The following is a 25338-nucleotide window of genomic DNA, read 5'->3' on the forward strand; positions in this document are numbered from 1 at the left end:
CTCTTCTTGTGTTTAAGAAGAGGGTTTTTATTTTTCTATGGAAAGTAGGAGGAGCAGCATGATTACATTTGAAGGTGTTCGAAAAGTCTATGATAGTAATGGAGATAAGGTTACTGCGCTAGATGGGATTGATTTAACGATAGCAGCAGGGGAAATTTATGGAGTAATTGGCTTTAGTGGTGCTGGTAAAAGCTCGCTCATCCGATGCGTTAATCTATTAGAACGACCTTCTTCCGGAAGAGTATTAGTCGGAGGACGAGATTTAACGAGATTAACAGCAAAAGAGCTAAGAGAGGCGAAGAGAAACATCGGGATGGTGTTTCAACACTTTAATTTACTTAATTCAAAGACTGTCTATGATAATGTCGCCATGCCCCTGTTAGTAGGGAAAACTCCGAAAGCAGAAATTAGAAAAAGGGTAAAAGAATTATTGGATTTTGTTGGGTTAAGTGATAAGAAGGATAATTACCCAGATCAATTATCAGGTGGCCAAAAACAGCGTGTTGGAATAGCGCGGGCTTTAGCAACAAAGCCTTCTATCTTACTCTGTGATGAAGCTACATCAGCCTTAGACCCACAGACAACAAGTTCTATTCTACAGTTATTAAAAAAGATCAATCAGGAATATCAAATTACCATCTTAATGATTACACATGAGATGTCCGTTATCCGTGACATTTGCGATAAAGTGGCAGTGATTGAAGGCGGAAAAATTATTGAACAAGGATCCGTATTCGATCTCTTCTCTAATCCAATAACAAACACAGCAAAAAATTTCGTAAGTTCTGTTATGAATGATAAGATTCCAGAATCCATTCAAAAACTAGTAAACAATCAAGGCGAACAGCAAGGAATCTATCGAATTAGTTTTGTTGGGAACTCTACTGGACAGCCGTTTCTTTCACAAGTTGCCAAAAGATTTGATGTAGATGTCAATGTTCTTTTTGGAAACATTACAGAGCTTCAGGGAATTCCATTTGGAAATATCATCGTGGAGTTAAGGGGCGATCAATCAGAAATCAGACGCGCACTTTTCTATATTCAACAAGAAAAAGTACAGATCAAGGAGGTGAATGCACATGCGAGTTAGACCAGAACACATTATAGATGCCCTTTTAGAAACGGTGTCAATGGTAAGCTTTTCATTATTATTTTCGACATTGATTGGACTTCCATTAGGAATCTTACTTGTTGTAACACGTAAGGGTCACCTTTTAGAAAATGTAGGATTCTTTAATATTATTAATCCCGTAATTAATGTACTAAGGTCCATTCCTTTTATTATCTTACTTGTTGCCATCATTCCAATAACAAGGTTAATTGTTGGAACGTCAATTGGGACAGCAGCAGCGATAGTACCGCTCGTATTTTACGCAGCACCTTATTTTGCAAGACTTGTAGAAAATTCATTATTAGAGGTGGACCCTGGCGTCATAGAGGCAGCAGAAGCAATGGGAGCCTCCCCCTGGCAAGTTATTTATCGCTTTTTACTACCAGAAGCATTAAGTTCTTTAGTGCTTGCGATTACTATTGCAACAATCGGCTTAATTGGCGCATCTGCAATGGCTGGTGCTATAGGCGGAGGTGGACTTGGTGATTTAGCGATTACATACGGCTACCAACAGTTTGACGAAGTAACGATGTTCATTACAGTCGCAATCTTAGTAATCTTAGTTCAATTCATTCAAAGCTCAGGAAATATTTTATCAAAAAAAATTAGAAGAAGATAAGGGAGAGAACAACATGAGAAAAATTTTATCATTCGGTATTTTATTTATTTTATTATTGACGGCAGTAGGCTGCACAAAAGGGGACGATGCAACATTAAAAATCGGAGTAAGTGGGACCGATAATCGAATCTGGGATTATGTAGCAGAAAAGGCGGAAAAAGAAGGACTAAATATTGAGATTGTTAGCTTTTCTGATTATGTCCAACCAAATTTAGCACTAGCTCAAAAAGAATTAGATGCAAATGCTTTCCAAACGATTTCTTATTTTAACGCATTTATTAAAGAACATGACTTAGATTTAACACCGATTGCAACAACTGTTATTGCTCCTATGGGTTTATACTCGGACAAATACGATAATGTGGAAGATATCCCAGAAGGCGGGAAAATAGCGGTACCAAACGAAGCAACGAACATGGGAAGAGCATTTCTATTGCTTCAAGAGGCAGGTCTGATTACGTTACCTGACGATTTTGACGGTAATGGTTCCTTAGATAAAATTGTAGAAAATCCAAAAAACCTAGAAATCGTACCAGTTATCGCGGGGCAAGCACCACGTGTTCTTCCAGATGTAGCAGCTTCCATAATTAATAACGGAATCGCAGTAGACGCTGGTTTTAACCCAATTGAGGATTCAATTTTCCATGAAAGTGAAACTGCAACACCTTACATTAATATCATCGCTGTACGTACAGAGGACAAAGATCGCGAGGACTTACAGAAACTTGCTGAAATTTACCAACAAGAGGATGTAAAGCAATTCATTATCGATGAGTACAAAGGCAGTACAATCCCGACGTTTGTACCTTTAAGTGATATAGGTGTAAAACATTAAAAAGTAGGAGGAATTAAAATTATGACAACTCAACTACAAAACAGCATCTATTTGCAAGAAGCACTTATTCTCGACATTGACAAGAAGAAGGAACGTTATTTATCTACTAGTCATCAAATCCACGAAAAGCCTGAAATAGGGAATGAAGAATTTTTCGCTTCTTCCCTCCTAACAACTATTTTAGTGGAAGAAGGATTTTTAGTTGAAACCGGTGTCGCAGGACATGAAACAGCTTTTCTCGCCCGAAAAAAATCTAGTAAACCAGGTCCGGCAATTGGTTTTTTAGCTGAATATGATGCTCTTCCTGGATTAGGTCATGCTTGCGGTCATAATATCATTGGTACTACAAGTGTAGCGGCAGCTGTTGCATTAAGTAAAGTGATCGATGATGTTGGTGGTGAGGTAGTTGTCCTTGGAACACCTGCAGAAGAAGGGGGACAAAATGGAAGTGCAAAAGGAAGCTTTGTGAAGAGTGGTCTTGTTCAAGATCTTGATGTTTGCTTGATGATTCATCCTGGAAATGCGAATAGATTAACAGGAGCTAGTCTTGCTGTGGATCCTTTAGATTTTGAGTATATCGGGAAGCCTGCACATGCTTCAGTTTCTCCTCAAGAAGGAATCAATGCACTTGATGCAGTTATACAGTTATTTAACGGAATTAATGCGTTGCGTCAGCATGTAACAAGTGATGTTCGGATTCACGGAATCATTACTCATGGTGGTGATGCACCTAATATTGTGCCAGAATATGCAAAAGCCAGATTTTTTATTAGAGCAGCTACAAGAGAAGTTCTAGATGAGGTAACAAACAAAATTAAAGCAGTTGCAGAAGGAGCTGCACTTACCACTGGTGCGAAGCTGAATATTATTGCCTTTCAAAACCAAATAGATAATATTCTACCAAACAAAAGCTTTGACCATGTTTTTCAAGAGGTGATTGAATCATTGGGAGAAGAGGTGGATGTGGCAGAAAGAAGCGGTCTAGGCTCTACAGATGTTGGGAATGTAAGTCAGGTTGTCCCTACGATTCATCCGTATTTGAAAATTGGACCGAAAAATTTAGTAGGGCATACGGAAGCCTTTAAAAATGCAGCAAGGTCAGCTGAAGGAGATCATGCACTAATACTTGGGGCAAAAGCATTAGCACTTACAGCATTGCGATTAATATCCGAACCAAGCACTTTAGAAGCTATAAAAAATGAATTTAATGATAGAAAAAAAGTCTAATAGGAAATGGCTCAACCACAAAGGTTGAGCCATTTATTTTGACTGTTTAGCTAAAAAAAATCACTTTAAGAATTACACCATACACAATGGCGAATAGAAAAGAAGTTAAAGTTCCTAATAAAAAATATTCTGCCCAATCTCGATCATCCATTTGTTTAAAGCGAGTCAGCGATTTTGCTGCCACGATAAATCCTACAGCAGAAAAAGATCCCATCAATATTAATGCTACTACGAGCAAGCGCTCTAAATAACCTATAATTTTCCCACGCGAAAGATCTTGATGTTTCATGACCATGTATGTATATTCTTCTGACATATGTTTTTGACTAGAGGGGCTAACTGCTAGATCCTTTAATGTATACTTTCCTTCGAACAAAGAAAGATGATTTGTTAAGGAACCAAGCATGATTTTAATAATGTGACCAGTAACTGACGTTATGATAATAAACATGATAATAATAAATAGAGTGCTATTAAGTAAACTTAATTGTTGAATTGGCCCATCTTGTATATTTAGGGAAACAAGGATAAATTCCAATAGTTCATTTAAATTTACATCGAAAAAATAATAGCAAACTATTAAAATCGTAAAGATGTGTAATAATTGATCTGCTAAAAAAAGGCCAAGATTCCAGCCGTTTTTTTGTTTTGTAAACCTTACTTTTTCTTGTAATAGTATTTTTAAATCATCTATAAAATAATGTAACAATACTAGTAATAAAGTTGGAGTAATTACTTGTAAGTAAAAATTCGAATCATTTTGTCCAAGATAAATTACTGTTAAAGCAAGAAAAACTAAAAGACTATGGTGCATAAGGTGGAGCTTTAAAAAACGCTTTTTTTCTCGCACCATGTTTTCTGTTTGAAAATAAAAATCGGCAACCAAATGAGCAAGAATGAGGCTAAGAATAATCATATGTCAGCTCCTAACTTGAAAACTTATTTTAAGAGTAGGATGTCTAGGTTTTGCTTCAGCTGATTTTTTATTGTCTTGTTTAATTCCATCGTGAGGTTTTTTGGATAAGTGTCAGCATAAGTTTCCTCAAGATGATTTAATGTTTGTTGGATAGTGTGCAATGTTTTAAATAGTATCTCACAATTTCCTTTCTTATAGTGACTAGAAATAGTAGAAGGGGACTTTCTTAATAGGTCTGCAATCGTTTTTTGCTCCTCCAATACGGAATAAAGTCCTGATATTAGTCGTTGTAACTTTGTTTGCTCATTTATTAGTTTTCCTTGATACTCTAACAATAAATTTAACATATCTAAAGATTGTATTGATATCACTTCAGAGTCCGGAAAAAGCAAAATGGATGTTCGATTTGTCGAGGCTTTTATTTTCTCATTAGCTAATCTAGCTTGTCTCATCAACGGATGATTCCATTTATCAATATCAATTTTCGCAAGGTCTTCTTCTACTAATCCAAAGGACATTCCAAAATAAGGAGGTTGATCTTCCAGTCTCCATAGTTGGTTTAAGTAAAAAGCAACCGTATAGGCAGTAGAAAAATGGTCAAATATACAGACAATCTCATCACCTAGTCGGTGTTTGACATGTGCATTAGGTAGCCCTCTTGTCCAAACTTTTATATAACCTTCTAATGCTTCTAAATAGTTCGTAATATCATTCCAATTTCTACTGGAATTTGTTACATCCATCATAAATATGGAAACAGGCTTTTTCATGGCTGTCCCTCCTCACTTAGATAATCTTTTAACTATCATAGTATATGCTATTATTTTAATTCAATTCGACTATTTAATCAAACTATACACAAATTCGATAGATTAATCGAATTAAAGATATGTAGATAATATAGTCAAAGCGTTATAGAATAAGAACGAATTATTACTTGCTCTTTTAAGAGAAAATAAAACAATGTGTTAGAGGAAGAACATTTTACTTCTTCTTCCGTAAAATAAAAAATAACAATTTGCTTGTATTAATTTGTAACATCCTATAAAATAAATAAAAATTAAAGATTGTAAGTAATGATAGGAATTCAGTAGTGTATTATCTCCCTGTTTAAGAGAGCTGATGGTTGGTGCAAATCAGTACAAAGATAAACGCGAAGTACCTCCTTGAACTTTTTCTGTGAAAGAAAAGTAGCAGAAAACGGCCGAACCGTTATTCGTTTGAGTGGAAGAGAAATCTTCAACAAAGGGTGGTACCACGTAAACCACGTCCCTTTCTTAGGGGCGTGGTTTTTTATATTTCGGAGCGGTTAAACATTTATAGTGAAACGAACCCAACAAAGTATTTAAAGGCGCCCCCCTTTATTCAGGGGAGACACCCATGCAAACAAAATTTGCACCATGGCAGATGAAAGTGAGACTCGGATCATCAACCGCTATGATTCCCTCGTCTCCCCTGATGATTGGAGTGCAAGGCATGAGACTCCTGGAGCGACCGAGCAAGGTCGTAATATATAACGGGTGGGATTCCCGTCGAGAAAGAACTAACCATTCACTCGTAGCGAGTCTTGGAGGATATGTGGTAACACTATATCTTTAAGCGTAGACAGTTAGGGAATGGGCCGTAAACCGAATAAAGGTTGAAGGGATTGAGCTCCGAAATCAGTGCCAAGTTAGGAAGGCCGATGTGTTCGGGAGTGCAGAAGGCAACATTGTTATTCTCGTAATGGTGAGAGAATGACAACTTCCTCGGAGTCGATGACCGTGGCACGTTTCACATTGATATATTACGGCAACTCGGGAGGTCCTTTAAGTCTCTCCTTCATATCGGAGAGTAATGACGAACAAGCGATAACAAAGTGAGGGCTGTCAAACGCTTAAAGGAAGTCGGATAGTGGCATAGTACCTATTAAAATAATGATAGGAAAGGCCATTACTCGTCATCGACCTTGAAAGAGACACACTTACTACACACGGAGGTAGAGAGAGAAGTGGAAACAAAACTAGCAAGGATAACAGAATTAGCGAAATCGAATCAAGATATAGTTTTCACTTCGTTGGCTCATTTACTTAATGAAGAGAATCTTAAACAATGTCACCGAGAGTTGCCAAGCAAGAAGGCAACAGGCATAACTGGCATGACAAAGGCGGAATATGACACAAATCTGGATGAGAACACCAAAAGACTAGTGGGGAAATTAAAGAAGAAGGCTTATCGTCCTATCCCAGTAAAACGAACATACATCGATAAACCTGGAACGAAGATGAAAAGACCACTGGGTATCCCAGACCACGAGGATAAAATCGTTCAACAAGCCATTGGGAAAATTCTCAAAGCCATATTTGAGCATGAGTTCCTGGACAGTTCCTTTGGATTTCGACCAGGTAGAAACTGCCACGATGCATTAAAGATTCTGAATGTGTATATTGAAGAACGCCCCACCAACTATATAGTGGATGTTGATATTAAAGGATTCTTTGACAACGTTAATCACGAGTGGATGATGAAATTCTTGAAACAACGTATCAATGACCCAAACTTCTTAGGAATTATCGCTAGGTTTCTAAAAGGTGGGTACATGGAAGAAGGTAAATATTTCGATACGGATAAAGGAACTCCCCAAGGGGGTATCATTTCACCAATTTTAGCGAACGTATATCTACATTATGTCCTAGACTTATGGTTCGAAAAAGTGGTTCGTAAACAGTGTAATGGTCAAGCTTACATGGTCCGTTATGCGGACGACTTTGTGTGCTGCTTTCAGTACAAAAGCGATGCAGATGCCTTTTACTCTGCCCTTATCATGCGTTTACAAAAGTTCCATCTTGAAATTGCAGAAGATAAAACGAAAATCATTTCCTTTGGTCGTTATGCAGATAAAGATAGTAAGCGGAATGGACAAGGAAAACCACCAACATTCGATTTCTTAGGCTTCACTCACTATTGTAGTGAGAGTAAGAAAGGGTCATTTAGGGTTAAACGGAAGAGTAGTAAGAAGAAAGTAACAGCCAAGTTAAAGAAACATAAGGAATGGCTCAAAGCTAATCGAACAATGGACATCAAGGACATTATGAAAAGCATTAACCGTTCCTTAACAGGCTACTACAACTACTACTGTATTACCGATAACACTCAACATGTCGAGAGTTTTCTGTATCGTATCCGACTACTATTGTTCAAGTGGATGAACCGAAGGAGCCAAAGGAAATCATTCACATGGGAGAAGTTCAACATATTTTTAAGTAAATATCCTTTGAAGAGTCCAAGGGCGAAAGTAAACATATATCAACTGAAGAAAGACATTAGCTACATTTTGTGAAGGGTGATGAGAAGAGCCGTGTGCGATAGTATCGCATGCACGGATCTGTGAGGAGTGAGGAGAACACAGTAAAAGTGTGGCTCCCGCTTACTCGACCGGAAGGCAGCGTGTTTCGGGAGAACCCACAGGCGCTTTTGCGCCGAGGAGGCTCCCGAACCGCCCGCGGAAAGCGAATGCCTGGCACGGAAATCATCAGGGTGTTTAAAGTGATAACCCTATTTTCAGGGTAGCCGATATTTTTTAAAGGAGGAAAAGCCAAAATGGAGAATATATTAAACAAGCTATCAAATGAACAAAAAACAGAAGTAGAGAGACAATTTACCCTCTATAACAATGGAGTATCCGAGATAATCCCAGCAAACGAATTAAAACAGAAGATTGCCAAATCACTAATAAATGATCAACCCTTAAAAATAAAATTAGGCTTAGATCCATCAGCTCCAGATGTTCATCTAGGCCATACAGTTGTCTTAAATAAGCTAAAACAGTTTCAGCAAAACGGTCACATTATACAGTTAATAATTGGTGACTTTACAGGTAAAATCGGTGATCCAACAGGAAAATCGATAGCAAGAAAGCAACTAACTGACGAGGAAGTAAAGCATAATGCTAAAACATACTTCGAACAATTCGGTAAGGTACTCGATATGGAAAAAGTCGAATTATACTACAATTCAAAATGGCTATCGGCTTTACGATTAGAAGAAATTATTAACTTATCAGCAAGTATAACAGTCGCTCGACTTTTAGAAAGAAATGATTTTTCAGAGCGACTATCATCAGGAAAGCCAATCTCGCTTCACGAATTTTTCTACCCACTCATGCAAGGCTACGATTCTGTTGAATTAGAAAGTGATGTTGAGCTTGGTGGTACCGATCAACATTTTAATGTATTAATGGGACGTCATTTGCAAGAGCATTTTAAGAAAGAAAAGCAAGTGGTCGTGTTACTTCCATTATTAGAAGGTTTAGATGGTGTAGAGAAAATGTCTAAGTCTAAAAACAATTACATTGGAGTAGATGAAGAACCTTCACAAATGTACGGGAAAACCATGTCGATTTCAGATGAGTTAATCACTAAGTACTTTCATTTAGTGACAAATTTAACAGTAGAAGAGAAAACGCAAATAACAGGCCAAATAGAGAGTGGAGATATACATCCTAGAGATGCAAAGATGAAACTTGCTAAACTGATTGTTGAAATGTACCATGACGAGCTAGCTGCTCAACAAGCGGAAGAGCATTTTAAAACGGTTTTCCAAAAAGGTGCCATACCCAGAGACATTCCAACTATTGATTGGAATGGAGAAAAGGAAATTGGGATTCTAGATTTATTAGTTCAGTTAAACTTGCAGAATTCCAAAAGTGAAGCACGACGCATGATCCAAAATGGCGGGATTAGAATAGCGGGAGAAAAAGTAATGGATCCTAATCTAATTGTCGAGTTAAAAAATGAAATGACTTTACAAGTTGGGAAGAGGAAATTCCTTAAAGTACACATTATTTAATACGTGCAGGATTAATACCTGCACGTATTAAAATCTATTTGATAGGGGATGCGAACAAGTGGAATCAGAAAAATTAAAAATTTTTGATGAATATAGAAATTTTCTAGGTGTAGCTACGAGAGCAGAAGTACATAAAGTTGGACACTGGCATGAAACGTTTCATTGTTGGGTAGTTAGCAGGGAAGAGGATGGTGATTATATATATTTCCAACTTCGTAGTCCAATAAAAAAAGACTATCCTAACCTTTTAGATATTACCGCTGCTGGTCATCTTCTAGCTAATGAAACAGTAGAAGATGGAATTAGAGAAGTAAGAGAGGAAATAGGTCTTGAGGTTACGATAGGAGAACTTCATTCGTTAGGAATTATACCATACAGTAATCAACAAGGAGATCTCATTGATAAAGAACTAGCTCACGCATTTTTACTTATAAGGAATTGTGAAATGGAAGATTTTCAGTTACAGCTGGAAGAAGTAGTTGGAATCGTAAAAATTAGGTTGGATGACTGTAGGGAACTTTGGTCAGGAACTAAAGAAACCATTTTTATTTCTGGGTTTAACATAACCGCAGCTGGTGAACACATAAAGGTAAAAAAAGCTGTTACGAAAGAAGCGTTTGTTCCACATGAGGATCATTTTTATATTGAAACATTTAACATCATTAAATCCGCCATAGAAAGTAGGAGTTAAAAATGAGTAATCCATTTAACATGCAAGCAGTAACGCCCATTTTTCGAATGATTGATGTGGACCAAACAACAGAATTCTATTTAGATTTCTTAGGTTTTCAGAAGCAATGGGAGCATCGTTTTGAGCAGGATTTTCCATTATATATGGAGATATCACTAGGCTCATGCGTTATCCATCTATCTGAGCATTTTGGAGATGCAAATCCTGGATCAGCTATCAGAATTGAAACGAATGAGCTAGATGCATTTCATTTATTTTTAAGTAATAAGAAGTATAAGTACGCTAGACCAGGGATAGAGCGCACTCCTTGGGGCACGAGAGAAGTGACTGTTTCAGATCCCTCTGGTAATCGATTGGTCTTTTTTGAGAAGGTAAAGTTAGAGGAACTCTAGAGGAGTTTGACCATTATTAATTAACCTTCTCAAACGATAAAACCTAACAAAATAATCTTTGCTAGGTTTTATCGACTAGTATTTAATATTTCTCTTTCCCTTTAGCTCCCCACAGAAACAAGATAAATACTGCAAACCCCACAATGAGAGGTGGAGCGATCATAATTAAGAAGTTATTCATTTCATTTCCTCCTTACTTTTTTCCCTGAACGTATTGATTATCAAATAAGAAGAGACGCATTAACAAATAGAGAGATGGGATTAACAAACATAGACCAGCAATAAAAGCTGTAATCAATGCTATGGCCATCGATTCATTGGTGAATCCATCATAGATTGTTAAATAAGGATATAAAAGATATGGCAAATGAGATGCTCCGTATCCAAAGAAAGCTGTTGCGAATTGAAGCATAACGAGAATGAAGGCTAAGCCTAATCGTTGTTTCTTCCACATTAAGAAAACTGCCCCTAAAAAGAAGAGAAACGATAAGCTAAACATCCAGGATAATTCTAACATTTTACTAAAGTGTGTCGGATTATGGTCACTAAGTGCAAAGAAAACTAAGACACTAGCTAGAATTGTTGGAAGACTCCAATTTAGAGCGTATTTTCGTAACACTTCGAACGCCTTTTCGTCTTTTGCAGATTTTGCATAGTAGGCTAAAAAATAGGCAGAGATATAGAGTACACTTACTAGCGCTAAAATAACAACTGCCCAAGAGTAGAAGCTAGAGAATAAGGCGTGATAGTCCAATGTCACGACATCACCAGCTAAACTAATAAATCCTCCTTCAGAAATGGTTAAAACGACTGAAAGTGCTGCTGGAATTAATAGCCCAGTTGCTCCGTATAAAAGCTGATAAAACGGACTTCCCTTAGTACCATAATTATGGAAAGCATAATAGCTGCCACGGATGGCAAGTAAGATAATGGCAATACTTCCTGGTATAAGAAGGGCAGTTCCATAGTAATACGCAGTGGAAGGGAAGAACCCGACGATTCCAATAAAAAAGAATACAAGGAACACATTCGTTACCTCCCATACCGGTGAGAGATAACGAACAATTACTTTATCAATAAGGTGATCCTTTTTTGTAATCGTTGAATAGTAGTTAAAAAATCCTGCACCAAAATCAATCGATGCGACAATCAAGTAGCCATATAGAAAAGTCCATAACACGGTAATTCCGACTATTTCATAGTTCATATGCTTCCCCTCCTTTACTCTAATCCTCTATCCCGAAGTTCTTTTTCGATAGGATTATTCTTAAACATTTTTCTAATAACTGTCAGACAAGTTGTACAAAGCACAATGTATAATAATATAAATATAACGAGCATTAAATCGACGTGATTGGAGGTAGTTGCCCCTTCTGAGACTGTCATATGACCTACTAGTAACCACGGTTGTCTGCCAATTTCGGCAAAAAACCAACCCATTTCAATGGCTAATAATGCAAGTGGAGAACCTGCAACAATTGCCCAAAGTAGAGGTTTATTCCGTTCATTCCACTTCTTCACCTTAGCAAAAAGTACATAAAGTATAGAAATAAGAGCCAAGAACATTCCAATTCCGACCATTAAATCAAAGAAATAATGAACGATTAACGGTGGGAGCTCTTCTTCTGGAAATTCTTCTAATCCTATCACTTCAGCACTTGGATCACCATGTGCAAGAATACTTAATGCATACGGTATCTCAAGCCCATACTTCACTTCATTATCTTCTGTTAAGTATCCACCTAATATAAGTGGAGCTTCAGTAGACGTTTCAAAATGCCATTCAGCAGCGGCTAGTTTTTCAGGCTGATACTCTGCTAAGAACTTTCCAGATAAATCGCCTATGATTGCGGTTGATATTGCGAAGACAGCCGCCGCAGTCATAGTTAGATGTAAGGCCTTTTTATGATACACATGATCTTTTCCACGTAATATTGCAAAAGCCGCAATACCGGCTAAAACAAAAGCTGTTGTTAAGTAAGCAGATGATAGAACATGAGCAACCTTTGTGGGAGTTGCTGGGTTAAACATCGCTTCTAAAGGACGAATATTCGTTAAAACACCATTTTCAATATCGAAGCCTCGAGGTGTATTCATAAAACTATTCACCGTTGAAATGAAAAACCCAGAAGCAGTAGCTCCGATTGCAACAGGTATTAAGAGGAAAAAGTGATAAATTTTCTTTTTAAATCGATCCCATGTATATAAGTAGATACCGAGAAAAATCGCTTCAAAGAAGAAGGCAAATGTTTCCATGAACAAAGGTAAACTTATGACATGACCTGCTAGCTGCATAAAATTAGGCCATAGAAGACTTAACTGTAATCCAATTGCCGTTCCAGTTACAACACCTACGGCAACAGTGATAACAAACCCACGTGCCCAACGTCGTGCAAGAAGACGGTAATGTTCATCATTTCTTTTAATCCCCATCCATTCTGCTAGTGCAATCATTAATGGCACACCAACACCAACCGTTGCAAAGATTACATGAACAGCAAGGGTAACTCCAGTTAGGATTCTACTGTAAAGAACCGGATCGTACTCAAACATAAATTTCACTCCTTCAAATGCAATAGAATAACGACATTAATATTATTAATTAATTCTATAAGAACTATTTTACTATATAATGCTCACTATTTCACAATATAAGATTATTAATTTCCCTATGTTCATAGTATATTCCCTTTTATAATTTTGCAAAACCGGGTAGAACACTCTGTTTATGACAACTTTATGGCGAGGTAACGACGAAATTGTGACAAGGGAAAGAGCATGATAAATGAAGATAGATAAAAAAATTAACAGAGAATTTTACTGAATATTGTACATATATGTAGAAAACAATGGTAAAATATTCTTATATTTCACAAAAAGGGTGTATGCATTGAGAAATGGAGAAATTATTAAATACTACCGAAGCCAAAAAGGAATGTCGCAAGAAAAACTTTCTCAGGGTATTCTTACCACTTCTCATTTATCCGATATTGAAAGCAATCAATCGGAACCAAGTCATAACCACCTAGAATTACTTGCTGACAGACTTGAATTAAATATGAATGTTTTTAAAGATTCAATAATTACAGATATCGATGATAAACTATTTAGTTGCTACAACAGTACGGTTTCCCAAAATGCAAAAGAAGCACGTAAGATGTTCAATTATATTAATGAGGAGTATAGAATTGGATTAAAATCGATGCATCCTGATACGCAACTACTATATATAGTCGTTAAACTTAAATTCTATCTTCTAATACTGAACAAAAAAGTCATTGAATCTCTTTATAATCAAATGAAAGAACTACCAATTAGCTTAAATCCTGTTATAGAGTATATCCGAAAAAAGACGCTTGGAATCTATTACTATCGAATTAATAATAACTTAGAATCAACTTTAGCATTAAAAGATGCTTTAGCTATGGCAAATGAACTGAACATTACAGAAGAAGATAAAGCAGAACTTTATTACCAAATAGCCTTAACAAGTGAAAAAACTTCAGCAGTATTTGAATCTATTCACTTCGCAGAAAAAGCCTTGATATTGTATCAAAAATTATACTTTTATCGTAGATCAGCGGAATGCCATGTGATACTTGGCTTAAACTACCACAAAATCCAACAGTTCGATAAGGCTGAGAAAAACTATATATCGGCTAAAAAAATCGGAGTAGAACTGCAGGATGTTTACTTAGAATCTATGGCTATGCATAATCTCGGCTGCATTCAATCATTCATAGGGAATTCAGAAGAAGCAATATTTTACTTTTTAGAATCATTAAAGATGAAAAAACAAGAAGATAGAAGTCTCTACTCAATTTGCACATTGGTTAGAGAATATCACAAACTAAATCAATTTGAGTTTGCAAGGGGTTGGGCAGAAGAAGGCCTGATGCTGGCAAATAAGAATAACGTGGAAGATTATATTATCCATTTTACAGTGCTATTATATCAACTCGATCAAAATCCGAAAATAGAAAATTATGTTTCAAGTTATGTAATACCTTACTTTAGAAATGCAGGTACGAAGGACGAAGTTGTAAGGTATGCTGAACTACTCGCCAATTATTATTCAGAAGCTCAAAATTACAAATTAGCCTGTGAATATTTTGAAATCTGCTTACAAGTACAAAAAGAAAAAATGATTGCAACATAATAAGCGCTATATAAACAAATATAGCAATCCAAGAAACATACTGACTAGTAGAGTTAGTGTGTTTTTTTGTGTATAAATCAAACATATTTTTATTGAATTCGGGTATTAGACCATTATTTACTATCCTGAAAAGGGGCGATTCTAATGTTTGGATTTAACGACTTGTGGCTATTCTTTCTCTCTTTTTTCCTTGTACTTCCTTTGGTCACGATTATTCATGAATTAGGCCATTATTTCTTCGCTAAGATATTCGGTGGAAAAGTGATCGTACATATAGGGACTGGCAATGAATTGTTCCGTATCGGAGCTATTCGAATTCGTAAGCTATATTTTTATGATGGATGGTGTGAATATATTACGATAAGTAAGCGTGCAGCGAAGGTAGAAAAGGCTTTGGTGTATTTAGGGGGATCACTATTTAATATAGCTTCTATCTTAATGATAAACGGATTAATTAATAATGGAGTACTTGAACCAAATATTTTCATCTATCAATTTACTTACTTTTCTTTTTATTTCACCTTTTTTTCTCTATTCCCAATCAATCATTTAAATGGATGTCCAAGTGATGGAATGGCAGCCCTAAATGTACTTACAAATAAAAAGTTTGAAAAAAACCCTTCCAATTAAGATAAAAAACAGATGATGTTCTTAGATCTAAAACTACAAAATATTCTAATAGTAAGGGAAGGATTTTCTGTAAATTGGCGAGAATAAAATGTATAGAAGGAGGATTACTATGAGAAAAGTATACTGCTTTATCGTTCTAATCATAGTTACGATTGTTTTTGCAGGATGTAATAATAATACTCAAGTTAATTCCACTAACTCGAATGATTCCTCAATAGTTGAAGAAAAAGATGACAATAAGGTAAATGGTACGGATGAGAACGAAGAAGAAATTCTAACAGTTGAAGAAACAGCGGAACATATCGTCTCGCTTTTAAGCACTAAAGATTTTGCCGAATTGGAAACCTTGGTACATCCGGAAAAAGGAGTCCGTTTTACTCCTTATGGCTATGTTAATGCCGAAGAAGACCAAGTTTTCTCGTCTAAAGAAGTAGTGGATCTTTGGGAAAATGACCGAAGTTTTCTCTGGGGGTATTATGATGGAACTGGTGATCCTATTGAACTTACTTTTCAAGAATACTATTCGCGTTTTGTCTATGATGCCGATTATGTAAATGCCAAAGAGAGATCCATCAATCAACGGCTAGGGCAAGGAAATAGTCTGGATAATAGTAAAGATATATATCCAGAAGGGACAGTAATTGAATTCCATTTTCCTGGTTTTGATGAAAAATATGAAGGAATGGATTGGAAAAGCCTTCGTTTAGTATTAGAAAGAGATGGGGATAAGTGGTTTTTAGTTGGAATTATACATGACCAATGGACTATATAAAGAATGGGGATTATAAAAACTAATTCAATCAATTCTTTTATAGAGAGAACCCCTATTATTGAATGGTAACCTTAATCAATAATAGGGGTTCTTCTTAAGAAAAAAGTTTTACATTACTTTCCTATTTAATATGATAAAATAAAGAAAAGGTAAGCTATCCATAAGTAAACGGGGTTACAATTTATGCAAAAAAGATTTGGGTTCTTTCAAAAGGGTTCTGGTATAAACCCTTATATTTGGACGGTTTTCAGTATATTACCGTTCTACTTTATTTTCCAATCGTCCTCTACTGCAGAGATAATTGTCGGACTCATACTTACCATCTTGTTTTTTATCTCTTACAGGCTTGCATTTATTTCGAAAAAATGGCCGGTTTATTTATGGACATGTATCCTCATTGGGATTTCCATTACGATGACCATTGTTTTCCATTTTATCTATTTCGCTTTTTATATTGCCTATTACAACGGGAAAATTAAAAATCGACTTGCCTTCATTACCTTATATATTATTCATTTAGTCGCCACTACGGTCGCCATTAACATTAATGTCGTCTTAAGAGATGAGTTGTTTTTAAAACAGTTGCCTTTTATCGTTATTATATGGATCAGCGTTATATTACTACCATTTAATTTATTTAATAAAGGGAAACAGGATATGCTTGAGGCTAAGCTAGATGTGGCAAATAAACGTATCTCAGAGCTAGTAAAACAAGAAGAAAGACAAAGAATCGCTCGAGATTTACATGATACTCTCGGTCAAAAACTTTCTTTAATTGGCCTAAAAAGTGATCTTGCAAGAAAACTTATATACAAAAATCCCGAACAAGCAAAAACCGAGCTTAAGGATGTACAACAAACTGCCAGAACTGCTTTAAATGAAGTAAGGAAAATGGTTTCTCAAATGCGTGGCATTCGCTTAAAAGAAGAAATTGTTCGGGTAAGACAAATCTTAGCGGCAGCTGAAATTGAATTCACAATCGATCATGACCTGCCTTTAAAAAATGGATCCTTGTTTTTAGAAAATATCTTAAGTATGTGTTTAAAAGAAGCAGTGACAAATGTAGTGAAGCATAGTAAAGCTTCTTCCTGTCACATACATATCGAACAAATAGGGATGGAGTTATGTCTGACTATTAAAGACAACGGGATTGGTATAGAGGAGCAACAGGATTTAACAAAAGGGAGCGGACTTCTTGGGATGAAGGAGCGCTTGGAATTTGTAAACGGAACACTGGAGATTATTGCAGACGAAGGAACGTCCATAGTCATAAAGGTGCCGAATGTCGTTATTAAAAGAGAGAAGGGGGAGCACTAATGATACGGATTGTCATTGCTGAAGACCAGCGAATGATGTTAGGTGCCTTAGGTTCATTACTAGATTTAGAAGATGATATGGAAGTAGTAGGCATGGCGGGAAATGGGGAAGAGGCTATTGCCTTGTATGAGCAACACAAGCCAGACGTCTGTATTATGGACATAGAAATGCCTGAAAAAACTGGACTAGATGCAGCTGAAGAACTAAAGGGGACAGACTGCAAAGTAATCATATTGACTACTTTCGCACGAACTGGTTATTTTCAACGAGCTCTAAAAGCTGGAGTAAGAGGTTATTTACTAAAGGATAGCCCAAGTGAAGAATTAGCTAGTTCGATTCGTAGCATCATGTCTGGTAAAAGAATATATGCTCCAGAACTTATGGATGATGTATATGGCGAAGAAAACCCACTTACAGAAAGAGAAAAAGCAGTGTTAGAGCTTGTTGCAGATGGAAAAAACACACAAGAGATCGCAGAAGAGCTAAGCATTAAAAGTGGGACAGTACGTAATTATATTTCTACCATTCTTGATAAATTGGAAGTAAAAAACCGTATTGAAGCGATCACACAATCGAAGGAAAAAGGTTGGTTTAAGTGAAAATTAGTTTAGTTGTTAGACGGACTTCCTAATATGGAAGTCCGTTTTTTATTTTTTGTTAAACTTGGTTATGTTATAGTTATAAAGCAATTAACAACGTACATATTTGCATAAATAAGAAAAGAGACGTGATATATTTGACTGATTTTTTACAGCTAGGCATTAGAAAAGAAATTAACCATACTTTAAAATCTCTAGGCTTAGTAGCGCCAACCCCTATACAAGAAAAAACGATTCCTTCTGTGCTAGAGGGCAAAGATGTTATTGCTCAAGCTCAAACTGGAACAGGTAAGACATTAGCATTTGTCCTGCCAATAATCGAGAAAATAAATGTCGATAAACCAGAAACCCAAGCACTTATATTGACACCTACACGGGAATTAGCGCATCAAATTACAAAAGAAATAAAGAAAATGCTTGAGAATGTGGAAGGTGTAAATGTACTAGCTATTTATGGTGGACAAGATGTCCAACATCAATTAAAGAAACTGCGTGGAGCACAACATATTATAGTAGCAACTCCAGGACGTTTATTAGATCACGTCCGCAGAAGAACTATTGATCTTTCAACTATTACCAAGCTTGTAATAGATGAAGCAGATCAAATGCTTTTAATGGGATTCCTTCCAGATGTAGATAGTATTATTGGAGAGACTTTTTCTTCTCGCCAAACGATGTTATTTTCTGCGACAATCCCAAATGAAATTCATGCTTTAGCAAACAAGTATATGATAGAGCCTGTTCATATTGAAATTAAAGAAAAGCAAGTCACCGTAAAAAAAATTCAGCAATTTAAAGTAGAAACAACAGATCGTCGAAAAGAAGGCACCTTACTTCATTTACTCGAAGAACATCGTCCTTATTTAGCGATTATTTTCTGTCGTACGAAGGCTAGAGTACAAAAGCTTCAAGAAACATTGAAACAAAAGGGTTTTAATTCCGATGAACTTCACGGAGATATCCCACAATCTAAACGTCAAAGAGCAATGAGAAACTTCAGAGATGCAAAGATTCAATATCTAGTAGCAACAGATGTTGCTGCAAGAGGGCTTGATGTAGAAGGAATTACTCATATATATAATTACGATGTTCCACAAGATGTCGAGTCCTATATACACAGAATCGGTAGAACAGGCCGGGCAAGTGGTGATGGAGCAGCATATACGTTATATGCCCCTCGCGATGTGGATTTTCTGCAAATGATAGAAAAAGGGATAAAACAAACATTAGAACATATTGTAATTAAAGGGATTAGCATTCCAGACCGCGAAGATTATGATAAAGAGCGTAATGAAAATATTGCCAAAGCTAGGCGTTCTGCAAAAAGAGATAGTGAAAGGGCATCTGACTCTCTCAATAGTCGCAAAAATCTTCAAAAGAATAAATATAAAACGACACCGGAAAGTAAACGATATCGCTAATTGGAAAGGATGATTAATAATGAATATAACTGGACATGAGGTAGAAAAACTGAAAGACCCTACTGGAATTCTTGAGGGAGAACGATATGAATTTATATTAGATATCGAAGTTCCTGAAGATGATGAATTATTTTCAGATAATGGTCTATATTTGAAGGTAATCATCGCCGTTGATGATAACGATACTCGTGTTGCCCAATATAATCTTTTTGAAGAAAACTCGAGTAAATTGCTAGACTTTGAATTAGAGGAAGAAGAAATAAGCATAGTAAAAGAATATTGCGTGAAAAAATTAGAAGATAGTATTAATCAGTAATAACCGAAAGAGGATGGGACAAAAGTAAAAAAACGCTTACAAAAGACGAACAATTTAAGTACCGGCTCTAAAAACCGCTATTGATTTCCGTGCAAGACTTCGCTTTCCGCGGGTGACCCGTGAGCCTCCTCGGCTTCGCCTGCGGGGTCTCACATTGGCCACTTCTCCCGCAGGAGTCTTCGTCTTGCACTCCAATCAACCGCTGGAGTCGCCTAAAAATTAAAGGTATAGTTGAACACTTAAAAAAACCCGAACTAATTTGATTTTAAAACTCAAATTAGTTCGGGTTTTTCTTAGACTAAAACTCTTTTGTCCCAGCCTATTTTCTATAAAACAAAATAAGATTTCACTTCGATCACCAAAGTACTTTTCTTTCCTATTGAATATGATAAAATTACTTATAGATAGCAGATATTAATACTTGGTCATAACAATTGGTAAGGGGAGAAAAGCGATGAAGAAAAGAGTGGTTATTACAGGTATCGGTGCGATAACACCTTTAGGTAACACTGTAGAAGCAACATGGAAAAAACTAATCAACGGTGTCTCAGGAATCGCCCCATTAACGAGGATTGATGCAGAAAAAATCCAAGTAAAAGTTGCTGGAGAAGTAAAAGATTTTGATCCTAATGACTATATCGATTTCAAAGAAGCAAGAAGAATGGGGCGCTTTACCCATTTCGCTATAGCTGCTAGCAAAATGGCAATACAGGATGCTGGTTTAACTATTGGAGAGAATGTCGATGCAGAACGAACAGGAGTATGGATTGGTTCAGGCATTGGTGGCTTAAATGAGTTTGAGGAGGAACATAAAAAATTCCTTAAAAAAGGCCCAAAGCGTGTTAGCCCTTTCATTATTCCGATGTTTATTCCTGACATGGCGTCTGGCCGTGTATCCATTGAGCTAGGTGCAAAAGCCATGAACAATTGCTCGGTTACTGCTTGTGCATCTGGTGCAAATTCAATCGGTGATGCCTTTCGTGTCATACAGAATGGAATAGCGGATGTCATGATTGCTGGAGGAACAGAAGCCGCTATAACGGAAATGACGATTGCAGGTTTTACGAATATGACAGCCCTTTCAACGAATCCAGACCCAAATACTGCTAGTCGTCCGTTTGATAAAAATAGAGATGGGTTTGTCATTGCAGAAGGATCGGGAATCGTTATCTTGGAAGAATTACAACATGCTTTAGATCGAGGAGCAACTATCTACGGGGAGTTAGCTGGATATGGAGCAACTGGTGATGCGTATCATATCACCACACCTGCACCAAATGGAGAAGGCGGTCAACGTGCGATGAAGCTCGCATTAAGTGATGCCAATGTTTCTCCTGAAAAAGTAGACTATATTAATGCCCATGGTACCTCAACCCACTACAATGATTTATATGAGACAAAAGCGATAAAAGAAGTATTTGGCGAGCATGCTTATCAGCTTTCCGTCAGCTCTACTAAATCAATGACTGGTCATTTGCTTGGTGCAGCAGGTGCTGTAGAAGCCATTTTCTCAATACTTGCAATTAAAGAAGGAATTATTCCACCAACGATAAATTATGCAACATCAGATGACGAGCTAGATTTAAACTACATACCAAATGTTGCAACAGAAGCTACCGTAGACGTAGTTATCTCTAATTCATTAGGTTTTGGCGGACATAACGCAACATTGGTTTTTAAAAAATTTGAATAAATGATAGAAAATAAGTACTTGCACAAAATTGCTTTTCTTTCCATAAATCGGAAACTAATTGGAGTTGCAATTTCATTCATTATCCTGTACTATATTAAAACAAGCTACGATGTGCGTAACCATAACAAAGTTTTAACCTTTAAGCTGTAATAGGGAGTTTTATATAGAAACAAGAATGTCAAGCCTCCGCGATAGAGGACGACAGGATGGTTTTTGCGAACACCCACTTTAAGGAGTGGTGGTTTAAAACTTTCTTATACTAAGTTACGGCAGCTGTGGCTTGTTACTTTTAAACATTCGAATTATTGATAAAAAAACCAGTTTCCCAATAGGAAGCTGGTTTTTTCATTATGATAGCGTTAATGGTATATTAGCTAATCTGGAAGACCAAGGGCGTGCTTGCTCTAATTTTCCAGCTAAGCGAAAAAGAGTAGCCTCATCGCCATATGGAGCAAAAAACTGTACTCCGATTGGTAAGTTGGCTTCATTCCAAAAAAGAGGGACTGACATAGCTGGGATGCCAGTAGCGTTGGCAAGTGGTGTGTAAGGAACCCAGCCATTAGCTAACCTAGAATACTCTTCTAGATCGCCTTTATAAACTAATTCACCAATTTTTACTGGTGGTTTTGAAAGAGTAGGAGTAAGTAAAATATCATAGTTAGTAAAGAAAGTAGCCATCGTCTGAGCAAGTTGTTGCATATAGGACATGGCTGACAAGGTTTGTACCCCTGTATAGCTTCTCCCAATCTGTCCAATTTCCCATGTTAGCTTCTCGAAATATTCCGGATTGGGTTCTTTACCGACCATTTTAGGAAGAGATGTTATCCCTAATGTAACCATCTGATACCATAATACAGTGAAAGCGTCGGTAAAATCTTGAACATTTATCTTGGGGCTAGCTTCTTCGACATGATGACCTAAATCAGCACAAAGTTTGGCGGCATCTTCCACTGCTTCTACACAGTCAGGGTGGATTGGCTTCCCGTCAAAAGTTGTAGATAAATAAGCAATTCTTAGTTTACCTGGATCTGCCGTAACTTCACTTAAAAAGGACCGTATTGGAAGTGGGGCAATGAAAGGGTCTCCTAGCCCTTGTCCATGTGTTGCATCTAATAATGCCGCACTATCCCGTACACTACGTGATACACAATGACTTACCCCAAGGCCCAACGTATCTGGGTTTCTTGGATTTCTACCTCTACTTATTTTCATGCCAAACAAGCCGCAGCAGGATGCCGGGATTCTAATCGACCCGCCACCGTCTGAAGCATGTGCCATTGGAACGATACCAGCAGCAACTGCAGCCGCAGCGCCACCACTGGAACCTCCCGCAGTATAGTCAGGATTCCAAGGGTTTCTCGTGGGACCAAATAATTCCGGTTCTGTAATTGGTTGAATCCCAAATTCACAAGTATTCGTTTTTCCAACCGTTATAAGACCAGATTTTCGGATTCGAGAGGACAGTACAGAATCGGTAGGGCATACAAAATCACTCATAAGCCTAGATCCGCCAGTATACGGTGCTCCAGCAAAGAACTCTAAGTCTTTCATTAAAAAAGGTACGCCAGCAAAAGGACCCGATAAATTCTCTGAGTTCGCCAAAATTCTCGCATCATCATACATTTCTGTTACTACTGCATTGATAGATGGGTTAACCTCTTTGATACGCGTAATAGTAGATTCAACAAGGTCACTAGGTTTTATCTCTTTCTTTTTCACTAACTCCGCAAGCCCAACTGCATCAAAAGAACGCAAATCTCTCATAAGAACACCTCATAACATATAGATTTCCTATTAATAGATTAGCACATTATGGTAAGATGAACAGGTATATTAATTTTCGAAAAAGGAAAATAATAGTTAGACTATACAAAGTAAGAAGGAGAGATAAATATGGATAAGTTAGAAGTAGCAGTTGGGGATATTTTTATCGTGCAGGATGAGAATGATCAAGACCAAGAATTAGAAGTACTAGGTACTATGGAAGTGGATGGTTCCACTTACGTCGCTGTTGGATTTGTCGAAGAAATTGAAAACCAAACAACAGAGGACATTGATGTCTTTTTCTTAAAAGTAGAAGAGGATGGCGAGCTTTCAGAAATCGAATCCGATGAAGAGTTTGAAAAGGTATCTACTGCATTTGATGGTGAAATAGAAGACGAAGAATAGAACAATATAAAAAAGTAGGAGGCACAAATACTGGTGCCCCCTATTTTTTTTGCTTATGGATGAAGAAAATAGCATGTTCATCATTTCCGCCCATAAGATGTAATGAAGAGCAAGCTCTTCTCTAATTTTGATTAAAGGGAGGAAAGACAGCATGACCACTTTTTTAATTGTCCTCAATATTATCTTACTACTCTTACTGTGCTACGGGCTTTACAAGATGCAAAAGAAGGGAGTTTCCTTTGCGAAGAGGGTATTTGCAGGTTTAGGAATTGGTATTATTTTCGGACTTGGTTTGCAGTTTGCTTATGAATCTGGTTCAGAGGTTCTAACTGGCTCCATCGATTGGTATAATATAGTCGGTTCAGGCTATGTGAAATTCTTGCAAATGATTGTTATGCCTTTGGTATTCATTAGTATTATCGCTGCCTTTACCCGCTTAACGCTTAAGAGCAACATCGGGAAGATAAGTGCCTTAATTATCGCGATTTTACTAGGAACAACAGCAATTGCTGCAGCAGTAGGAATCGGTACCACCCTCGTGTTTGATTTAGAAGCGATTCAAATTGAACAGGGTGAAGCGGAAACAGCGCGTGGAGAGCAAATGGAAGCACGTGCAGGAGACATTGCCTCTAAAACGTTCCCGCAGCAAATGTTAGATCTCATTCCATCTAATGTATTCTTAGACTTTACTGGTGCTAGATCCACCTCTACAATTGCTGTCGTCATATTTGCTGCCTTTATTGGAATTGCGTATCTTGGAGTACGCAGAAGAAATCCTGTACAGGCAGAATTATTTGCTAAGATAGTAGATACCTTCTATACCATTATCATGCGTGTGGTAACATTAATTCTCCGTTTAACACCATATGGGATACTGGCAATCATGACCCGAGTAACAGCGACAAGTGATTATGGAGCGATCGCAAAGCTTGGTGAATTTGTTGCCGCATCCTATGTAGCACTTCTTATCGTGTTTGGAATTCATTTACTATTACTAATGTTCGCAGGCTTGAACCCATTAACCTATCTCAAAAAAGCATTCCCGGTATTATCCTTTGCCTTCACTTCCAGAACCAGTGCAGGGGCATTACCGCTAAATATCAAAACCCAAACGAAAGAGCTAGGTGTATCAGATGGTGTTGCTAACTTTGCAGGTTCCTTTGGATTATCAATTGGACAAAACGGATGTGCAGGAGTTTATCCGGCAATGCTCGCGGTAATGATAGCACCAACCGTTGGAATCAACCCATTAGATCCATCTTTCTTGTTTATGCTTATATTAGTTGTAGCTATTAGTTCCTTTGGTGTAGCGGGTGTTGGTGGTGGAGCAACCTTTGCCGCGATTCTAGTGTTGTCTGCAATGGATCTTCCAATTGCCCTAGCAGGTTTATTAATATCTGTAGAACCACTCATTGATATGGGACGTACTGCAGTAAATGTAAGTGGAAGTATGACAGCAGGTGTGTTGACAGGGAAAGCAACGAATAATCTAGATACGACTGTTTATAATAGTGCACCGTCGACTGATTTTGAATCGGACGTTTAATAGGTGATAAGAGAAAAGGGAGGGGCAGAGGGTTCTGTCCTTCTTTTTATTGTCTCCCTTGAAAACAATGGAACTTCATTAAACTTCCTGTTGATCTC

24 protein-coding genes, 1 other RNA gene and 1 other annotated feature are annotated in these 25338 nt (G+C 37.2%); of the genes, 19 read left to right on the forward strand and 6 right to left on the reverse strand.

The genetic code is table 11. The features are described 5' to 3' along the window. The first annotated feature begins 58 nt into the window (after positions 1–58). Genes BK580_RS11700 through BK580_RS11715 form a run of 4 tightly spaced genes read left to right on the forward strand, consistent with a single transcriptional unit; the run spans position 59 to position 3792 of the window. A complete protein-coding gene (locus BK580_RS11700; RefSeq protein ID WP_078380498.1) occupies positions 59–1090 on the forward strand; it encodes a methionine ABC transporter ATP-binding protein in 1032 nt (343 codons plus the stop codon). After that, a complete protein-coding gene (locus tag BK580_RS11705) occupies positions 1080–1730 on the forward strand; it encodes a methionine ABC transporter permease (RefSeq protein WP_078380499.1) in 651 nt (216 codons plus the stop codon). The genes BK580_RS11700 and BK580_RS11705 overlap by 11 nt, the downstream gene beginning before the upstream one ends. Before the next feature lie 13 nt (positions 1731–1743). Further along, on the forward strand, positions 1744–2565 hold the full coding sequence (locus BK580_RS11710) for a MetQ/NlpA family ABC transporter substrate-binding protein (RefSeq protein WP_078380500.1): 822 nt from the start codon (positions 1744–1746) through the stop codon (positions 2563–2565). A gap of 21 nt (positions 2566–2586) precedes the next feature. Continuing rightward, positions 2587–3792 (forward strand): M20 family metallopeptidase, encoded by a 1206-nt coding sequence (locus BK580_RS11715; protein ID WP_078380501.1) that lies wholly within the window; start codon positions 2587–2589, stop codon positions 3790–3792. Between the two features lie 46 nt (positions 3793–3838). Here BK580_RS11715 and BK580_RS11720 read toward each other — a convergent pair whose 3' ends face one another. Together BK580_RS11720 and BK580_RS11725 are read right to left on the reverse strand one after the other, a co-directional pair. Beyond that, positions 3839–4708 (reverse strand): DUF3307 domain-containing protein, encoded by an 870-nt coding sequence (locus BK580_RS11720; protein ID WP_078380502.1) that lies wholly within the window; start codon positions 4706–4708, stop codon positions 3839–3841. A gap of 23 nt (positions 4709–4731) precedes the next feature. After that, positions 4732–5478, reverse strand: coding sequence for a hypothetical protein (locus tag BK580_RS11725; protein WP_078380503.1), 747 nt, complete (start codon positions 5476–5478; stop codon positions 4732–4734). Between the two features lie 297 nt (positions 5479–5775). Continuing rightward, positions 5776–5985: a binding site (T-box leader), on the forward strand. 713 nt (positions 5986–6698) lie between these two features. On the opposite strand from BK580_RS11725, the gene ltrA reads away from it, so the two are divergent. The 4 genes from ltrA (at position 6699) to BK580_RS11750 (ending at position 10618) form a co-directional block, all read left to right on the forward strand. Beyond that, positions 6699–8027, forward strand: coding sequence for a group II intron reverse transcriptase/maturase (ltrA, locus tag BK580_RS11735; RefSeq protein ID WP_078380098.1), 1329 nt, complete (start codon positions 6699–6701; stop codon positions 8025–8027). 260 nt (positions 8028–8287) lie between these two features. Next, positions 8288–9535, forward strand: coding sequence for a tyrosine--tRNA ligase (gene tyrS / locus BK580_RS11740; RefSeq protein WP_078380505.1), 1248 nt, complete (start codon positions 8288–8290; stop codon positions 9533–9535). A 58-nt stretch (positions 9536–9593) separates the two neighbouring features. After that, positions 9594–10226, forward strand: a complete 633-nt coding sequence (locus BK580_RS11745) for an NUDIX hydrolase (RefSeq protein ID WP_078380506.1) — start codon at positions 9594–9596, stop codon at positions 10224–10226. A 2-nt stretch (positions 10227–10228) separates the two neighbouring features. Further along, the gene (locus tag BK580_RS11750) at positions 10229–10618 is read left to right on the forward strand and encodes a glyoxalase superfamily protein (protein ID WP_211279026.1); all 390 of its coding nucleotides are present in this window, start codon (positions 10229–10231) and stop codon (positions 10616–10618) included. Between the two features lie 82 nt (positions 10619–10700). Here BK580_RS11750 and cydS read toward each other — a convergent pair whose 3' ends face one another. From cydS to BK580_RS11760, 3 genes are read right to left on the reverse strand one after another with little or no spacing between them, the layout of a single operon-like run. Then, a complete protein-coding gene (gene cydS / locus BK580_RS24145) occupies positions 10701–10799 on the reverse strand; it encodes a cytochrome bd oxidase small subunit CydS family protein (RefSeq protein WP_408055242.1) in 99 nt (32 codons plus the stop codon). A 12-nt stretch (positions 10800–10811) separates the two neighbouring features. Then, a complete protein-coding gene (locus BK580_RS11755) occupies positions 10812–11825 on the reverse strand; it encodes a cytochrome d ubiquinol oxidase subunit II (protein WP_078380507.1) in 1014 nt (337 codons plus the stop codon). Positions 11826–11839: 14 nt separating this feature from the next. After that, entirely contained in the window at positions 11840–13171 is a 1332-nt protein-coding gene (locus BK580_RS11760) for a cytochrome ubiquinol oxidase subunit I (protein WP_078380508.1), read from the reverse strand. A gap of 337 nt (positions 13172–13508) precedes the next feature. Here BK580_RS11760 and BK580_RS11765 point away from each other — a divergent pair, with 337 nt between their 5' ends. The 9 genes from BK580_RS11765 to ssrS all read left to right on the forward strand — a co-directional run bounded on the left by BK580_RS11765 (position 13509) and on the right by ssrS (position 21811). Then, positions 13509–14777: a helix-turn-helix transcriptional regulator gene (locus BK580_RS11765; protein WP_078380509.1), complete on the forward strand. Its 1269-nt coding sequence runs from the start codon at positions 13509–13511 to the stop codon at positions 14775–14777. Positions 14778–14921: 144 nt separating this feature from the next. Beyond that, positions 14922–15407 (forward strand): zinc metalloprotease, encoded by a 486-nt coding sequence (locus tag BK580_RS11770; protein WP_078380510.1) that lies wholly within the window; start codon positions 14922–14924, stop codon positions 15405–15407. Between the two features lie 109 nt (positions 15408–15516). Then, positions 15517–16179, forward strand: coding sequence for a hypothetical protein (locus BK580_RS11775; protein WP_078380511.1), 663 nt, complete (start codon positions 15517–15519; stop codon positions 16177–16179). A 183-nt stretch (positions 16180–16362) separates the two neighbouring features. Continuing rightward, positions 16363–17496 carry a sensor histidine kinase gene (locus BK580_RS11780; RefSeq protein ID WP_078380512.1) on the forward strand — a complete coding sequence of 378 codons (1134 nt, stop codon included), beginning with the start codon at positions 16363–16365 and terminating at the stop codon, positions 17494–17496. Beyond that, complete coding sequence (locus BK580_RS11785) at positions 17496–18095, forward strand: response regulator transcription factor (protein ID WP_078380513.1); 600 nt, start codon at positions 17496–17498, stop codon at positions 18093–18095. Before BK580_RS11780 ends, BK580_RS11785 begins: the two co-directional genes overlap by 1 nt. Positions 18096–18223: 128 nt before the next feature. After that, entirely contained in the window at positions 18224–19516 is a 1293-nt protein-coding gene (locus tag BK580_RS11790) for a DEAD/DEAH box helicase (protein ID WP_078380514.1), read from the forward strand. Positions 19517–19535: 19 nt separating this feature from the next. Next, positions 19536–19832 carry a DUF6509 family protein gene (locus tag BK580_RS11795; RefSeq protein WP_078380515.1) on the forward strand — a complete coding sequence of 99 codons (297 nt, stop codon included), beginning with the start codon at positions 19536–19538 and terminating at the stop codon, positions 19830–19832. Between the two features lie 454 nt (positions 19833–20286). Then, a complete protein-coding gene (fabF, locus tag BK580_RS11800) occupies positions 20287–21525 on the forward strand; it encodes a beta-ketoacyl-ACP synthase II (RefSeq protein WP_078380516.1) in 1239 nt (412 codons plus the stop codon). Between the two features lie 98 nt (positions 21526–21623). Next, positions 21624–21811, forward strand: a non-coding RNA gene (gene ssrS / locus BK580_RS11805) — 6S RNA. Between the two features lie 62 nt (positions 21812–21873). Here ssrS and BK580_RS11810 read toward each other — a convergent pair. Next, complete coding sequence (locus BK580_RS11810; protein WP_078380517.1) at positions 21874–23289, reverse strand: amidase; 1416 nt, start codon at positions 23287–23289, stop codon at positions 21874–21876. 129 nt (positions 23290–23418) lie between these two features. On the opposite strand from BK580_RS11810, the gene BK580_RS11815 reads away from it, so the two are divergent. Together BK580_RS11815 and BK580_RS11820 are read left to right on the forward strand one after the other, a co-directional pair. After that, complete coding sequence (locus tag BK580_RS11815) at positions 23419–23694, forward strand: DUF1292 domain-containing protein (protein WP_078380518.1); 276 nt, start codon at positions 23419–23421, stop codon at positions 23692–23694. Between the two features lie 151 nt (positions 23695–23845). Beyond that, complete coding sequence (locus BK580_RS11820) at positions 23846–25240, forward strand: L-cystine transporter (protein WP_078380519.1); 1395 nt, start codon at positions 23846–23848, stop codon at positions 25238–25240. Positions 25241–25338: the final 98 nt, after the last annotated feature.

The sequence above is a fragment of the Sutcliffiella halmapala genome, from assembly GCF_002019665.1.
In the GTDB taxonomy this organism is placed as follows: Bacteria; Bacillota; Bacilli; order Bacillales; family Bacillaceae_I; genus Sutcliffiella_A; species Sutcliffiella_A halmapala.

Bases quoted from the DNA above. Each gene is read 5' to 3' on its own strand.
- BK580_RS11820 (WP_078380519.1), top strand. From the start codon at position 23,846: ATGACCACTTTTTTAATTGTCCTCAATATTATCTTACTACTCTTACTG.
- BK580_RS11795 (WP_078380515.1), top strand. From the start codon at position 19,536: ATGAATATAACTGGACATGAGGTAGAAAAACTGAAAGACCCTACTGGA.
- BK580_RS11715 (WP_078380501.1), top strand. From the start codon at position 2,587: ATGACAACTCAACTACAAAACAGCATCTATTTGCAAGAAGCACTTATT.
- BK580_RS11775 (WP_078380511.1), top strand. From the start codon at position 15,517: ATGAGAAAAGTATACTGCTTTATCGTTCTAATCATAGTTACGATTGTT.
- BK580_RS11710 (WP_078380500.1), top strand. From the start codon at position 1,744: ATGAGAAAAATTTTATCATTCGGTATTTTATTTATTTTATTATTGACG.
- BK580_RS11815 (WP_078380518.1), top strand. From the start codon at position 23,419: ATGGATAAGTTAGAAGTAGCAGTTGGGGATATTTTTATCGTGCAGGAT.
- tyrS (WP_078380505.1), top strand. From the start codon at position 8,288: ATGGAGAATATATTAAACAAGCTATCAAATGAACAAAAAACAGAAGTA.
- cydS (WP_408055242.1), bottom strand. From the start codon at position 10,799: ATGAATAACTTCTTAATTATGATCGCTCCACCTCTCATTGTGGGGTTT.
- BK580_RS11705 (WP_078380499.1), top strand. From the start codon at position 1,080: ATGCGAGTTAGACCAGAACACATTATAGATGCCCTTTTAGAAACGGTG.
- BK580_RS11725 (WP_078380503.1), bottom strand. From the start codon at position 5,478: ATGAAAAAGCCTGTTTCCATATTTATGATGGATGTAACAAATTCCAGT.
- BK580_RS11770 (WP_078380510.1), top strand. From the start codon at position 14,922: ATGTTTGGATTTAACGACTTGTGGCTATTCTTTCTCTCTTTTTTCCTT.
- BK580_RS11780 (WP_078380512.1), top strand. From the start codon at position 16,363: ATGCAAAAAAGATTTGGGTTCTTTCAAAAGGGTTCTGGTATAAACCCT.
- BK580_RS11700 (WP_078380498.1), top strand. From the start codon at position 59: ATGATTACATTTGAAGGTGTTCGAAAAGTCTATGATAGTAATGGAGAT.
- BK580_RS11750 (WP_211279026.1), top strand. From the start codon at position 10,229: ATGAGTAATCCATTTAACATGCAAGCAGTAACGCCCATTTTTCGAATG.
- BK580_RS11785 (WP_078380513.1), top strand. From the start codon at position 17,496: ATGATACGGATTGTCATTGCTGAAGACCAGCGAATGATGTTAGGTGCC.
- fabF (WP_078380516.1), top strand. From the start codon at position 20,287: ATGAAGAAAAGAGTGGTTATTACAGGTATCGGTGCGATAACACCTTTA.
- BK580_RS11810 (WP_078380517.1), bottom strand. From the start codon at position 23,289: ATGAGAGATTTGCGTTCTTTTGATGCAGTTGGGCTTGCGGAGTTAGTG.
- BK580_RS11760 (WP_078380508.1), bottom strand. From the start codon at position 13,171: ATGTTTGAGTACGATCCGGTTCTTTACAGTAGAATCCTAACTGGAGTT.
- BK580_RS11755 (WP_078380507.1), bottom strand. From the start codon at position 11,825: ATGAACTATGAAATAGTCGGAATTACCGTGTTATGGACTTTTCTATAT.
- BK580_RS11720 (WP_078380502.1), bottom strand. From the start codon at position 4,708: ATGATTATTCTTAGCCTCATTCTTGCTCATTTGGTTGCCGATTTTTAT.